Here is a 13663-nt window from a genome sequence, read left to right as displayed (position 1 = left end):
CATGGCACAGATGACAATGGCTCAAGCTATTAATGACGCGCTTCGTCTCGAATTGGCGCGTGATGAAAAAGTATTGGTTTTTGGTGAAGACGTAGGGAAAAACGGCGGGGTATTCCGCGTAACCGATGGATTGCAAGCGGAATTTGGCGAATCCCGCGTATTTGATACACCGTTGGCCGAATCGGGTATTGGCGGTCTGGCGGTAGGACTGAGTATCAACGGGTTCCGCCCGGTTGCGGAAATTCAATTCTTCGGCTTTGTCTTTGAAGTGTTTGACATGGTCGCTTCCCAGGCGGCACGGATGCGTTACCGTTCCGGCGGACGTTATCACAGCCCGATCACGTTCCGCTCTCCATTTGGGGGCGGGGTAAAAACGCCAGAATTGCATGCAGATTCTTTGGAAGGTCTGTTCTTGCAAACGCCTGGGGTAAAAGTGGTGATTCCATCCGGTCCGTACGATGCGAAAGGATTGCTGTTGTCGGCTATTCGCGACAATGATCCGGTCATTTTCCTCGAACATATGAAACTGTACCGTTCGTTCCGCGCGGAAGTACCGGAAGGCGATTATACCATTCCGCTCGGTAAAGCAAACGTCGTTCGTGAAGGCGGCGACGTCACGATTATTACTTATGGCGCAATGGTTCATACCAGTTTGAAAGCGGCGGAAGAATTGGAAAAAATGCGTGGCGCCAAGGTAGAAGTGATTGACCTGCGCACCGTCAATCCGCTTGATATGGATACCGTGCTCGCTTCCGTGAAGAAAACAAACCGGGCGATTGTGGTGCAGGAAGCACAGCGTTCGGCTGGTGTGGCCGCGGAAATCATCGCGCAAATCAACGAGAAAGCGATCTTGCATCTGGAAGCGCCGGTTCTGCGGGTAACAGCTCCTGATACGGTATATCCATTTGCCCAAGCGGAGGATATCTGGCTGCCAGATGTCAAACGTGTGGTCGATGCTTTGACACAAGTCCTTGATTTCTAAGAAAAGACACGGCGGAGAGTACGCTTTCCGCCTTCTTTTGGCGTGAAAAGTTCGTTTGGAACAGGAATAGGAGGGAATGTGAGTGAGTCAGTTCGTATTTAAACTCCCGGAACTTGGCGAGGGAATTCACGAAGGCGAAATCGTCAAGTGGCACGTCAAGCCAGGTGACAAAGTGGAAGAAGACCAGGTCATTATGGAAGTGCAAAATGATAAAGCGGTTGTAGAAGTCCCCTCTCCGGTGAAAGGGACTGTATTGGAACTGAAAGTGACCGAAGGGACAGTTTGCGTTGTCGGCGATCCGTTGATCGTATTTGACGCAGAAGGGGAAATTCCCAATCTGCCGGATCATGGACACGGTGAAAGCGCCGCGCCTGCTGCCGAACCGGCAAAAGCGGAAGCGGCTGTTGAACCTGGCTGCGATATCGGCGCACAAGTGAGCGCCAATGCCAACCAATCGCTGGATACACCGTTGGCAGCGGCACAACCTGTTGCGGCGGCAGCGCCCGTTGACCGCGCTCATGTGTTGGCCACTCCTTCGGTTCGCAAGTACGCGCGTGAAAAAGGCGTGCAACTGGCGCTCGTGCCGGGGACAGGCAAATTGGGGCGGATTACCCGTGAGGACGTCGATCGTTTCCTTGCTGGCGGCGCAGTTGCTGTTCCGGCTGTAAACGCACAAGCTGCCGAAGCGCCTGAAGCAACCGCGGCGGCAACAGCTGCACCTGCTGCAACAGTGACGCTGACTGCCGGCGAAGCGGAAGAGCGCGTACCGTTGAAAGGTATTCGCAAGGCGATTGCCAAGGCGATGGTCAAATCCGCATACACGGCACCGCATGTAACGTTGTTCGACGAGGTGGATGCGACCGGACTGGTTGCCTTGCGCAAAGAAGGCAAACCGTTGGCAGAGGAAAGAGGCTTGAAGCTGACTTACTTGCCGTTTATCGTGAAGGCGGTCGTGGCCGGGCTGAAAAAGTTCCCGGAACTGAATGCGTCGGTTGATGATGAAAAACAAGAAGTGATTTACAAGAAATACTACAATATCGGCATTGCGACCTCGACCGAAGAAGGATTGCTCGTTCCGGTCGTGAAGGGTGCCGATCGCAAATCGATTTTCGATATTTCCGGCGAAATTGCGCAACTGGCTGCGAAAGCACGTGATCGCAAAGCGACGGCAGATGAATTGAAAGGCTCCACTTTCAGCATCACCAACATTGGTTCGGCGGGCGGCATGTTCTTTACGCCGATTATCAATTATCCGGAAGTGGCCATCCTCGGTGTTGGTCGGATTCAGGAGAAACCTGTTGTGAAAAATGGAGAAATCGTGGTGGCTCCTGTTCTGTCTTTGTCGCTGAGCATTGACCACCGTGTCATTGACGGAGATCCGGCACAACGGTTTATGAATTATGTGAAACAGTTGCTTGAAAATCCCACACTTTTATTGATGGAGGGATAAAAAATGGTTGTAGGTGAATTTACGACAGAAGTAGACGTGCTTGTGATCGGCGCTGGCCCAGGCGGCTATGTTGCGGCCATTCGCGCCGCACAGCTGGGGAAAAGCGTGACCGTCGTGGAGAAGGGGAATGTTGGCGGAGTATGCTTGAATGTCGGCTGCATTCCTTCCAAGGCGATGATTCATGCGGCACACACATATGAGCATGCTCAACACACCTCTGCGATGGGGATCACGATGGAAAACGTCAAAGTTGACATGGCCAAAGTGCAGGAATGGAAAGCAGGGGTCGTAAAACAGTTGACCGGCGGAGTCAGCCAACTGTTTAAAGGCAACAAAATTCAAGTGATCGAGGGCGAGGCGCTGTTCGTCAGTGAAAACGAAGTTCGCGTCTTCCACGGATATGATGTGAACCGTTATCGCTTCAATCATTGCATCATCGCCAGCGGATCGCGTCCGATCGAACTGCCGGCGTTCCCGTTTGGCCCGCGCGTGCTTTCCTCGACGGAAGCGTTGGCGCTGACCGAACTTCCGAAAAGCCTGGTCGTTATCGGTGGCGGCTACATCGGAATTGAGCTGGGAACGGTTTTTGCCAAATTCGGCACCAAAGTAACCGTATTGGAAGGTTCCGAGCAAATTTTGCCTGGCTTTGAACCGGAAATGACCCGTCTGGTTGACCGGAAACTGAAAAAACTCGGTGTGGACATCAACACCAAAGCTCTGGCTCAAGGAATGGAAGAAACGGCAAACGGCGTAATTGTCAAAGCGGAAGTCAACGGCGAGCAAAAATCGTTTGAAGCGGAGTATGTGCTGGTGACCGTTGGCCGTCGTCCGAACACCGATGAGCTGGGCTTGCGCGAAGTGGGAATCAATCTGACGGAGCGCGGTCTGGTCGTCGTGGACAAACAGGGCCGGACCAATTTGCCGAACGTATATGCGATCGGTGATATCGTTGCCGGACCTGCGTTGGCACACAAAGCTTCTTATGAAGGAAAAGTGGCGGCGGAAGCGATTGCCGGTCATCCGTCCGAAGTCGATTACAAAGCGATTCCTGCCGTTGTTTTCTCGGATCCGGAGATTGCCAGCGTCGGCCTGAATGAAAAAGAAGCGAAAGAAAAAGGCATCGATTATGTATCCGGGCGCTTCCCGTTTGCGGCGAATGGCCGGGCGCTGTCGGTTAATGCCGGAGAAGGTTTTGTAAAAGTGATTGCCGAAAAAGCAACGGGACTCGTCCTGGGTGCGCAAATCGTTGGACCGGAAGCTTCCAACATCGTCGCTGAACTCGGCTTGGCGATCGAAATGGGCGCTACGCTGGAAGATATCGCGTTAACGATTCATGCCCATCCAACCTTGGGTGAAGCAACGATGGAAGCGGCTGAAGTCGCTTTGGGCAATCCGATTCATATCGTCGTAAAATAACAGCTGGTTTTCAGCACACTACGCAATGGGAAAAGGCAAGCAAATGCGCTTGCCTTTTTGCTTTTTTCCGGTTTCGTTTGGGAGAAAAGCCTTGCTGGAAATCACCAGCAAGGCTTGTTACCCGAGCGGTTGGGTTCGTTGTTCGCAGTTGTAGAGAAGCAGCAACGTCTCCTGACAGGCCGTCAGTTGAGGAGCGTGGGTGAAAAATAGACTGGGGTACAGCGTTAATTTGTGTAAAGAACGGCGGCGCTCCGGTTCTGTCTTATCGGCAAAACAAAGGCAATGCTCGTCCCGGAATACGGGCAAAATGGTGCGCAGAAGCTGTGTCAATTGCTCAATATCGCCCAGTGCCTGCTCGATCGCTTCCGCTTCCTGCAAAAAACGCGGGGCAAGTCTCTCCCACTTTCGTTGGAACAGCAGCTGCCAATAGCTGGACAGAAACAGAATCAAGCGGCATTTAACCGCTTCCGGATCGCTTTGTATGTCAGTCGGCAAGGAACTGATCGGAACCGATAAGGTTGGCTGCAGCAATTCGCTGGGCAATGAAGCGAGGAAGGAACCGGTATCAATGTTGACGAGGTAGTCATATTGCTCATCGACGCTCATTGCACGCTCGGTTAGCTGCGGGTAAAATAACGCCGGTACACTCTGCTGGAATAACGGGAATAAATAGTGCCACTCTGCCAGGAGCCGTTCTTTTCGCAATATTTGCAAACTATTGGCAACCCAGCCGGCATGAGGTTCGTGGCGAGCCGGCTGTGCCAAAACGTAAAGACTTGTGGCGAGTTCAAACAGCGGGGAGACCCCGTAAGAAACTTTCTGTCGCAAATCTGTGAGATCAGATAAATCCAAGATCATGGAAAATACCCCCAAGCGCATACTCCTTTCATCATACGCAGGAAATTGGGACAATTCAATCATCGCCGCCAAAAAATAAAAGAGGTTAGGGGATTGTCCCCTAACCTTCACGTGTTTTCACCTGACGAGAGTGATTGTTTTGTTTTACCTTTTTTGAACCAGGGAGTGGTTCGCCGGTTTGCTCCATTGGTTCATACTGATTGTTATACGTTTCATGGGGATTTTCCGGGAGCAAATCTTCTTTGCGCATCACAACCCATCTCCTTTCAATTCTAGTATTTCCTGTATAGGGATGACTAACCGCAGGAATTATTGGTATTCTATGAGGGAGGAGAGGATTACAGATGAGCAAACAGAAAAGCAGATGGATTGTCGGAGCGTTGGCGTGCGCCTTGTTATTGGCTGGAGGCTGCGCCAATCAAAATTCTCCGGCAGCAACGACGACGAAAGGCAATCAAGCGGCGCAGGCCCAGCAACCCGATGCAGCTGCGGCGAAGCCGGCGACAGAAACCGTTGATTTAAGCAAAGAATTGGTGATGAATCCGAAATTGGAAATCGGCAAAACCACTTATGCCGACATGATCAAAGCTTATGGGGAGCCCGTAAGCAAAAAACAGGTCAATTCCCTGTTTCGCTATCAATTATTGGAAAAAGGCAAAGACGCTCCCAAGCTGCCAGAACTGATGGCTACGTTCAAGGTGAATCCTTTTACCGGTGAAGCAAGTGAGCAGCCTTATCCGTTTTATTTCACAACAGGAGATAACGCCTATCTTGTAGCCGCACCTGTTTATCCATTGCGCGAAGGTTTGGCGAAAAAGATGGTTGAGCGTACAGCCACGTTGGAAGATGTTAAAAAAATATACGGGAAACCGGTACGCGAAATAGACAACGCGGTCGAATACTATGATTTTGCCAACAAAATTTCACTGTTGGTCGCACGCAATCCGCAAGGCAACCTGATCGCGATGCTGACCAAGTACGATCTGCTCTACGGAAGCAAAGTGGAGGATATGAAGCAAAACGAAGAGGCGATGCGATATTTGATGACACAAGCGGAGCAGAAAAAATGACGCTTGCTTGCGGATGCGTCGCCCGATTATTGTTGACAACACGCTGATGCTTTCGTGGCACAAACGGCCGTTCTCCTAAGCCCGACTCGATTCTTTACCCGCAGGGCAGCAAACAAGATTGCCCAAGACGATGCCGGGGCAGCAGCGTAAAGCTGATGATGCTTGCTTGACAGCGATGCAAAGCGGCACTGTTGCTTTCCCGCCTGCGTCGCTTGCTGGTTTTGGTTCGCAAGTCGTTCGGGCAGGGAGAAACGGCCTTTTTGCACGTAGGACCAAAAAGTTTACATAACATATATTATGAAAACAAGACCTCAACTTTCCGATTTCCTTTTTCGTTAAAATCAACTAGAATGAGAGGAAGCATGTATTTTCAGGGGAGGAACCAAATGAGTGTTTTAATTGTAGAAAACCTGTCACACGGTTTCGCCGATCGCGTATTGTTTCGCGACGTTTCATTTCGGCTGCAGCCGGCAGAGCGGGTCGGTCTCGTTGGGGCCAATGGTACTGGAAAATCAACTTTAATGAGTATTTTGACGCGTCAATTAATTCCTGATGGCGGACGGATTGAATGGATGCCGAAGGTGGAATATGGATATTTGGATCAGCATACCAAGCTGGAAGCAGGCAAAACGATCCGCGACGTATTGAAAGACGCTTTTTTGCCGTTGCTCCAATTGGAACAGGAAAATCTGGAGATTGCCGAAAAAATGGCGGATGCGTCTCCGGAAGAGCTCGATCAATTGTTGGAACGGATGGGGGAAATTCAAGATCGACTGGATGCGAACGGATTTTATCTGATCGACGCCAAGGTGGAGGAAATCGGCAATGCCCTTGGGTTGAGCGCAATTGGATTGGATCGGGATGTCGCCTCCTTGTCTGGGGGACAGCGCACAAAAGTATTGCTGGCCAAATTGCTGCTGCAAAAACCTTCCGTCTTGCTGCTCGACGAGCCGACCAACTATTTGGATGAAGAACATATCTCCTGGCTGAAAAACTATCTGAAGGAATATCCGTATGCTTTTATTTTGATTTCCCATGATACTTCCTTTATGAACGAAGTGGTCAACGTCATTTATCATCTGGAGTTTACAAAGCTGACACGTTACACGGGCAATTACGAATCTTTTTTGGCACAGTCGGAAACAAGACGCTCCCAGCATTTTGACGCCTATGAGAAGCAGCAAGAGGAAATTTCCAAAATGGAAGATTTCATCGCCCGCAACAAGGCGCGCGCTTCTACTTCCGGGCGGGCCAAGAGCCGGCAAAAGCAGCTGGATAAAATCGACCGAATCGATAAACCGGAAGTTGCTCCGAAGCCGACTTTTATTTTCAAAGAAGCGCGGGCGAGCAGCCGATTTGTATTCGAAGCGGAAGACCTGGAAATCGGCTACGGCAAACCGTTGATGCCAAAACTGACAATGAGTCTCGAACGCGGCGACAAGGTAGCAATCGTCGGGATGAACGGTGTAGGGAAATCGACGCTTCTGAAAACGATTTTGGGCCTGATCCCGCCGTTGGGCGGCAAACTGGAACGGGGAGACTTCCTCTATCCGGCTTATTTTGAACAAGAAGTCAAACCGAAAAATATTACGGCTTTGGATGAGGTCTGGAATGAATTTCCTCATTTAAACAACCACGAGGTTCGCGGCGCACTGGCTCGTTGCGGGCTGAAAAATGAACACATCAATCGCTCCATGACCGCTCTTTCGGGTGGGGAACAAGCTAAAGTCCGGTTGTGCAAATTGCTGCAGCGAGAAACGAACTGGATCTTGTTTGACGAACCGACCAACCACTTGGACGTAGTAGCCAAGGAAGAATTAAAACGCTCCCTCAAAGAATTTAAAGGGACGATTTTGCTCGTTTGCCACGAACCGGAATTCTATGAAGATTGGGTAACGAAGGTTTGGAACGTGGAAGAGTGGAGTCAAAAACAACCGAAGTCTACAATTCGGGCATAAGGAAAGCGGGTTCGATTGACTGCTGGCTAACATCTGTAATGGATGTTAGCTTTTTTTGTTTGATGTAAATAAAAGTAAAGTTTCGATTTTATTTAACAAAGGTAAAAACTATGCACTTTTGCAGAAATTTTTCCTTGATTATTAAAAAGATATTAAATATAATTTTTAATGTTGGTGAAAATTTGCGCTGTCGTCCTCGCGTTTGCTTGCACTTCCTGCTATCTACTCTGGCCAAACAGAATCGATAGCAGGGAATGCAACGATTATTCTTCTTTTTTTTCTGCATTCTCTGTGGTTGTATCGATTTATTCATCATAAAAGGAGTGGACAGGATGTCAGAAAAAGACAAAGCTGTTTCGAATCCATCCAGACGTAATTTCGTCAAAACGGGTGCAGCTCTGGCAGGAACTGCAATCGTTGGCGGAATTGTTGGTAATCTAATTGGTGGCAAACAAGTGGTCGAGAAAGAAACGGAGAAAGTCGTGGAACAATCCGTTCAATATACGAGTGCCATGATGTTTTTCACTGATCCGAATGACTTGAAAGTCATCGAAGCTGCAGCTGAACGGATCTATCCGGAAACGGAAGAAGGCCCCGGCGCGAAAGCTCTCGGTGTTGCTTACTATATCGACCATCAGCTGGCCGGTGCGTGGGGAAATAACGTAAAAGAATACCATGTGGGTCCTTTCTATGAAACGGAAGCGGTTCCAGAACAAGGATATCAAACCCGGATGAAACGCAATGAAGTATTCGTGTCTGGTATCGAATTGCTGCGCAATGAAGCGCAAAGCCGCTATCAGAAAAAGTTTGACGAGTTGGCGAAAGAAGAGCAAATCGCAATTTTGCAAGATGTTGAAGCAGACAAAGTAAAATTGCACGGAACGGCTCCTGCCAGCTACTTCTTTAGACTGTTGAAACAAGCGACAATCGAGGGCGTTTATGCCGATCCGATGTACGGTGGTAACAAAGATATGCAAGGCTGGAAAATGAAAAAATATCCAGGTGCGAATACATCTCAGTACGCTAAAGTGGTTGACCAGGACAAATTTGTTGAGATCCAACCTGAAAGTTTGAACAAACACATGATGTAATTGCTTTCAGCTGATGTACTTAACATAATAGAAGGAAGGAACTTGTAAATGGCTAAGACATTACCAAAAGTAGATGTGGTCGTTGTCGGTGTAGGTTGGGGTGGAGGTATCATCTCCTCTGAACTGACAAAAGCGGGATTGAAAGTAGTAGGTTTGGAGAAAGGGAAACCACGGACGACAGCCGATTACTTCATGTCTCACGATGAATTGCGGTATTCGCAACGCTATGAATCAATGGCTGACATGGCCAACGGCAGAACCGTGACCTTCCGTCACGATATGAAAAAACGTGCGTTGCCTTACCGTGAATGGGGTTCTTTCTTGATCGGGGAAGGTTTGGGCGGTTCTGGTATGCACTGGAATGGTCAAACGTATCGTTTCTTGCCGGAAGATTTCCAATTGAAATCGGAAATCATCAAGAAATACGGCGAGAAAAAAATGCCAGAAGGTATGCAGGTTGAAGACTGGGGAATCACCTGGGATGAAATCGAGCCATACTTCGAAAAATGGGAAGCAATGGCAGGGGTTTCCGGTGAACAAGACCCTCACCCGGCAGCGGTGAAACGGAAAAAAGACTATCCAAACCCGCCAATGAAAGAAACACCGGTTACAAAAATGTTTAAAGAAGCGGCTACCAAATTGGGTTATCATCCATACCATATGCCTTCTTCCAACTTGTCGCAACAATACACCAACCCGGACGGCATCGCTCGTGCAGCTTGCCAATATTGCGCATTTTGTGAGCGTTTTGGCTGTGAATTCGGTGCGAAAGCTGACCCGGTTGTAACCGTTATTCCGGTTGCACAAAAAACAGGCAATTTTGAGCTGCGGACTTATTCGCAAGTCACTCGCATTTTGCACAAAGACGGCAAAGCATCCGGCGTATTGTATGTCGACCTGAAAACAGGCGAAGAATTCATCCAAGAAGCGGATGTCGTCGTTGTAACGACCTATGTTATCGAAAATACTCGTCTGTTGCTTTTGTCCAAACTGGGTGTACCGTATGACCCGACAACAGGCAAAGGGGTAGTGGGCCGTAACTACACCTACCAAGTGTACCTGGGTAACGCTTATGGCTTCTTTGATGACAAAGAGTTCAACCTGTATGCTGGTGCAGGTGCATTGGGTGCGCAAATTGACGACTTCAACGGTTTGCGTTTTGACCATAGCGACCTGAACTTCTTGCATGGTGCGACAATCCACATTACCCAATTGGGTGACCGTCCAATCTTGAACAACCATGTTCCAGAAGGCACACCTGCATGGGGCGAAGACTTCAAGAAACAATCGCTCAAATATGCAAACAGCACATTGGTCATTAAAGCTCAAGGTGCTTCCTTGCCGTTCCGCGACAACTACCTGGATCTCGATCCAACATACAAAGATGCAGTGGGCGATCCATTGTTGCGCATGACGTTCAACTGGAAAGAACAAGACCGGGCCCTGTCCAAATTCATGGGTGAAAAAGCGGCAGAAATTATGAAAGCGATGGGTGCAAACAAAGTAAACCAAGGCGGTAAAAACGTTAAAGATTACGATATCCGCAATTACCAATCCACCCATATGAACGGCGGTACCACGATGGGTAACGATCCGTCCATGTCTGTAGTAAACCCGTGGCTGCAAATGTGGGATGCAGAAAACGTATTCGTTGTCGGTGCAGGAAACTTCCAGCACAACTCCGGATACAACCCAACTGCTACCGTGGCAGCTCTTGCTTACCGTGCAGCTGAAGGTATCTTGAAATATCGTGAAAAAGGCGGCAGCTTGGTATAATCGAGCTATAATAAAAAGCACTTCCTCTCAACGGGGAAGTGCTTTTTTCTTGTTTAATAGACAGCCCAGGCGTTTGGCAAATAGCGGCCTCTGTAATACGGACAAGACGTTTTGGTGATGGCCTCGCCGTTATGGAGCATCATCGAGCTGGAACCGCCATCCATCGCCATCGCGGTCACCACTCCTTTTTGTTCGAGCAAATCGGCGACGTCTTTCATGCTGGCGCCGATCGAATGGCCAGGCTGCCGCCCGTCGATGACCAAAAAGACGACCGTCCCATCAGCCTTCTGCCCAACCGCCGTGCGCGGCTGATTGCCCCAGGCCGTTCCCGCTTTGTCCGCAAACAGGTTTTTTCCGTTGACAATGAGCTGCGGGCTGAAGCTCATCGCATCGCGAACCCCCATCGCGACCAGTTCTTCGGCTGAATAGTTGCCGGTAATCATTTTCCCGTCGTAGGTAATTCCCAGTGCGGTTTGATTGGAACGCGGATTGTATGATTGCAAAATCTTGCCGTCGTGGATGACGACGCCAAAAGCAGATTTTCCTCTGCCGTAGCCGTCCGGGTCATAAAAACCGCTGGCATTGACAATTCCGATCGCATTGTATTTTTTGGCAAATTCGTCCAACAAATCGCCGCGGTCATCCGTTCGTTCGGTGACCACCAGATGAACGCGCTGGGGGTCGGAGATGTACATCAGCTTTCCTTTGAAATAGTAACTGCCTTTATCGATGTTCACATCCTCGATTTCCACCAGTTCGCGCGGCTTTTCTTCCGCGGCAGGCATTGGCTCCACGGGCTTGTCCACCGCTTCTGCCGGCGTCGTATTGATAATTACCGGGTGGTTCAATTCGTTTTTCAGTTCATCCAGTTTTGCTTTCGGCAAAAAGGTGAATGGGGCGAGGTAATCATGCTGTGTCGTCAACAGCGTCCCGGCGATCCACTCGCGTAACTCCATCCCTTTTTGCGTACCAAACAGGAAGATCGCCGCTGCGAGCATCAATAGCAGGAAAAACAGCATGGTCGCCAGCAACATATGTTTCAAGAGGGTAAGAGGACTGTTTCGCCGTCGTCTTTTTTTCATGGTGCGTGTACGTGATAAAGTGGTTTCCATAAACTCCCCTTCCAAATCCAAAGCCTTTTTCTCTATAGATTTTGACGAATGGACATTGAAAAAGTTTCGCCTAAAGCGAAGGATGTTCCCGATACGTACGGGAACAATACAAAGGGGAGGTGACCCGTGTGAACCGTCAGCGCGGCTTTGACAAACAATTCCAAGCAGAAGTGGAAGAATATCAAAAAAATCCCCCTGGAACGCACAATCAGCGTACCGCGGACGATCGCAACGACAAAATGGAAGATCGGGAAGTCCGCATCGATTCCAACAGCTAACGGGGGCAGCGAATGGCGGACATTTGCCGATTTGGCAAATGCCCGTTTCGCTATTTCAATCTCTGCGAAAAAATGGTAAGCTAACGGTTACGAGTGAGTATGTGGGGGGATTACCTGTGGCAGAACCATTTTCAACCTGGATTACCGCCAAGCCAGTGCTTGAGGTATTGCAGCAACGTCATTTTGACACGCCGACGCCGGTGCAGGAGCAAGCGCTGCCTGCAATTTTGGACAATCGCGATGTGCTGATCGAATCACCGACCGGAACAGGAAAGACTTATGCTTACCTTTTGCCAATTTGCGAGCGGCTCGATCCGGCCAGCAAGGAGCTGCAGGCTTTGATTTTGGCACCAACCCACGAGTTGGTGATGCAAATTTATCGGGAAGCGGAAATGTTGCTGAACAGTCTCCGGTTGACAGCAGTCGCTTTGATCGGCGGAGCCAATCCGCAGCGGCAACTGGAAAAGCTAAAAGCCCATCCGGCCGTCGTCATCGCCACGCCTGGACGGCTTAATGAACTATTGCAGCAGCGCAAAGTCAAAGTCCACCAGGTGAAGACAGTGGTGGTGGATGAAGCGGATCGCATGATGGATGCCGGATTCGCCGGCCCGGTCAACGAGGTGTTGAAACGATTGATGCGCGACACGCAGCGTATTTTTTGTTCCGCGACGTTGCCTGAAACCATGATCCGATTGTTGCAGCCATTGGCCAAGGAGCCGGTGATCATTCGCGCGGCCAAACCGGAAACCGAAGCAAGCGTGCTGCATTTTTACTTGGTGAGCGAAGGACGCAAAAAGGTGGACAACCTCCGCCGATTGTTGCGGCTGGTCGATGCCCAAGCGGCAATCGTGTTTGTCAACAAGATGGATCGTGTGGACGAGATCGTCGATAAGCTGCGCTATCACCATTTGGAATGTCGCCTGCTGCACAGCGGGGCAAGCAAAGAAGAGCGGGCGGTTACGCTGCAGCAGTTTCGCGAGCGCAAGTTTCCTGTGCTGATTACAACCGATGTGGCAGCGCGGGGAATCGACATCCCGGGTGTAGAAGCAGTGATCCATTTTGACCCTGCGCCCGATGCCGATGCGTATATTCACCGCAGCGGCCGAGTAGGACGGATGGGAGCGGCAGGACTGGTGTTTTCCCTGATTGTCCCGCAGGAACAGTTCTTGATCAAGAAGTTCAGCAAAGCGATCGGTGAACCGATCGTGCAAAAGGAGATGGCTTTCGGGGCATTGATTGATCCCGAGGAGAAGCGGGTAAACAAACCTCGGCAACGGGTCAAGCCGCAGCCTGTCCAATCCTCCAGCCGTAAAGCGAAAAACAGGCCGCGTTCGTCACGATAGCGGTATTGCATACATAAGATCTGGCGCTTTGGAACAAAGTAGGACAGCAGGCTGCTTGGCATGCTTGAAAAAAGTTTGTGATCCAAGGAGGGTGTTCGATGCGCAAAGATCGTTTGGAAGAGGAAAAGTTGCTCGTGAACGGCAAGATTGGCGGAAACCATTTGTCACAGCAAGAGCGGCAAACGTTGCGGCGTGAAGCAGCCGAACTGGATCAGGCAATGCAAAGAGCCAAAGATGAGCCGATTGCCGAATAGCCTGCCCTTTCGCGAAGAGGTCCGCCCGGCTGGCTGCGAACAGCCGGGGGATTTTCCTTTGAGCCGTTTCTGGCG

The 13663-nt window shown here is 50.0% G+C and carries 13 protein-coding genes; 10 read left to right on the top strand and 3 right to left on the bottom strand.

What is annotated here, in order from left to right; translation table 11 throughout:
• Position 1 precedes the first annotated feature (1 nt).
• The 3 genes from JOD01_RS10330 to lpdA all read left to right on the top strand — a co-directional run bounded on the left by JOD01_RS10330 (position 2) and on the right by lpdA (position 3848).
• On the top strand, positions 2-982 hold the full coding sequence (locus JOD01_RS10330; protein WP_204518241.1) for an alpha-ketoacid dehydrogenase subunit beta: 981 nt from the start codon (positions 2-4) through the stop codon (positions 980-982).
• Between the two features lie 82 nt (positions 983-1064).
• Positions 1065-2432 (top strand): 2-oxo acid dehydrogenase subunit E2, encoded by a 1368-nt coding sequence (locus tag JOD01_RS10325; protein ID WP_204518240.1) that lies wholly within the window; start codon positions 1065-1067, stop codon positions 2430-2432.
• Between the two features lie 3 nt (positions 2433-2435).
• The gene (gene lpdA / locus JOD01_RS10320) at positions 2436-3848 is read left to right on the top strand and encodes a dihydrolipoyl dehydrogenase (protein ID WP_204518239.1); all 1413 of its coding nucleotides are present in this window, start codon (positions 2436-2438) and stop codon (positions 3846-3848) included.
• Between the two features lie 117 nt (positions 3849-3965).
• Here lpdA and JOD01_RS10315 read toward each other — a convergent pair whose 3' ends face one another.
• Entirely contained in the window at positions 3966-4706 is a 741-nt protein-coding gene (locus JOD01_RS10315) for a DUF5937 family protein (protein WP_204518238.1), read from the bottom strand.
• Between the two features lie 100 nt (positions 4707-4806).
• Positions 4807-4956: a small acid-soluble spore protein P gene (locus JOD01_RS10310; RefSeq protein ID WP_204518237.1), complete on the bottom strand. Its 150-nt coding sequence runs from the start codon at positions 4954-4956 to the stop codon at positions 4807-4809.
• 94 nt (positions 4957-5050) lie between these two features.
• Here JOD01_RS10310 and JOD01_RS10305 point away from each other — a divergent pair, with 94 nt between their 5' ends.
• The 4 genes from JOD01_RS10305 to JOD01_RS10290 all read left to right on the top strand — a co-directional run bounded on the left by JOD01_RS10305 (position 5051) and on the right by JOD01_RS10290 (position 10601).
• A complete protein-coding gene (locus tag JOD01_RS10305; protein WP_204518236.1) occupies positions 5051-5776 on the top strand; it encodes a hypothetical protein in 726 nt (241 codons plus the stop codon).
• Positions 5777-6162: 386 nt separating this feature from the next.
• Positions 6163-7734: a ribosomal protection-like ABC-F family protein gene (gene abc-f, locus JOD01_RS10300; RefSeq protein WP_204518235.1), complete on the top strand. Its 1572-nt coding sequence runs from the start codon at positions 6163-6165 to the stop codon at positions 7732-7734.
• Positions 7735-8066: 332 nt separating this feature from the next.
• Positions 8067-8825, top strand: coding sequence for a gluconate 2-dehydrogenase subunit 3 family protein (locus tag JOD01_RS10295; RefSeq protein WP_204518407.1), 759 nt, complete (start codon positions 8067-8069; stop codon positions 8823-8825).
• Positions 8826-8873: 48 nt separating this feature from the next.
• The gene (locus tag JOD01_RS10290) at positions 8874-10601 is read left to right on the top strand and encodes a GMC family oxidoreductase (protein ID WP_204518234.1); all 1728 of its coding nucleotides are present in this window, start codon (positions 8874-8876) and stop codon (positions 10599-10601) included.
• Positions 10602-10654: 53 nt separating this feature from the next.
• On the opposite strand, the gene JOD01_RS10285 is transcribed toward JOD01_RS10290, so the two are convergent.
• Positions 10655-11713, bottom strand: coding sequence for a phosphodiester glycosidase family protein (locus JOD01_RS10285; protein WP_204518233.1), 1059 nt, complete (start codon positions 11711-11713; stop codon positions 10655-10657).
• A 128-nt stretch (positions 11714-11841) separates the two neighbouring features.
• Here JOD01_RS10285 and JOD01_RS10280 point away from each other — a divergent pair, with 128 nt between their 5' ends.
• From JOD01_RS10280 to JOD01_RS10270, 3 genes are all read left to right on the top strand, one after another.
• A complete protein-coding gene (locus tag JOD01_RS10280; RefSeq protein ID WP_204518232.1) occupies positions 11842-11991 on the top strand; it encodes a hypothetical protein in 150 nt (49 codons plus the stop codon).
• Positions 11992-12107: 116 nt separating this feature from the next.
• Complete coding sequence (locus tag JOD01_RS10275) at positions 12108-13334, top strand: DEAD/DEAH box helicase (protein WP_338028549.1); 1227 nt, start codon at positions 12108-12110, stop codon at positions 13332-13334.
• Positions 13335-13432: 98 nt separating this feature from the next.
• Positions 13433-13588, top strand: coding sequence for a hypothetical protein (locus tag JOD01_RS10270; protein WP_204518231.1), 156 nt, complete (start codon positions 13433-13435; stop codon positions 13586-13588).
• The last annotated feature ends 75 nt before the right edge of the window (positions 13589-13663 follow it).

The sequence above is a fragment of the Brevibacillus fulvus genome, from assembly GCF_016908525.1.
In the GTDB taxonomy this organism is placed as follows: Bacteria; Bacillota; Bacilli; order Brevibacillales; family Brevibacillaceae; genus Brevibacillus_G; species Brevibacillus_G fulvus.
The sequence above is the reverse complement of the archived record's forward strand: the minus strand, read 5'-3'. Positions and strand labels throughout refer to the sequence as shown.

Bases quoted from the DNA above. Each gene is read 5' to 3' on its own strand.
- JOD01_RS10290 (WP_204518234.1), top strand. From the start codon at position 8,874: ATGGCTAAGACATTACCAAAAGTAGATGTGGTCGTTGTCGGTGTAGGT.
- JOD01_RS10285 (WP_204518233.1), bottom strand. From the start codon at position 11,713: ATGGAAACCACTTTATCACGTACACGCACCATGAAAAAAAGACGACGG.
- JOD01_RS10295 (WP_204518407.1), top strand. From the start codon at position 8,067: ATGTCAGAAAAAGACAAAGCTGTTTCGAATCCATCCAGACGTAATTTC.
- lpdA (WP_204518239.1), top strand. From the start codon at position 2,436: ATGGTTGTAGGTGAATTTACGACAGAAGTAGACGTGCTTGTGATCGGC.
- JOD01_RS10310 (WP_204518237.1), bottom strand. From the start codon at position 4,956: ATGCGCAAAGAAGATTTGCTCCCGGAAAATCCCCATGAAACGTATAAC.
- JOD01_RS10315 (WP_204518238.1), bottom strand. From the start codon at position 4,706: ATGATCTTGGATTTATCTGATCTCACAGATTTGCGACAGAAAGTTTCT.
- JOD01_RS10270 (WP_204518231.1), top strand. From the start codon at position 13,433: ATGCGCAAAGATCGTTTGGAAGAGGAAAAGTTGCTCGTGAACGGCAAG.
- JOD01_RS10305 (WP_204518236.1), top strand. From the start codon at position 5,051: ATGAGCAAACAGAAAAGCAGATGGATTGTCGGAGCGTTGGCGTGCGCC.
- abc-f (WP_204518235.1), top strand. From the start codon at position 6,163: ATGAGTGTTTTAATTGTAGAAAACCTGTCACACGGTTTCGCCGATCGC.
- JOD01_RS10330 (WP_204518241.1), top strand. From the start codon at position 2: ATGGCACAGATGACAATGGCTCAAGCTATTAATGACGCGCTTCGTCTC.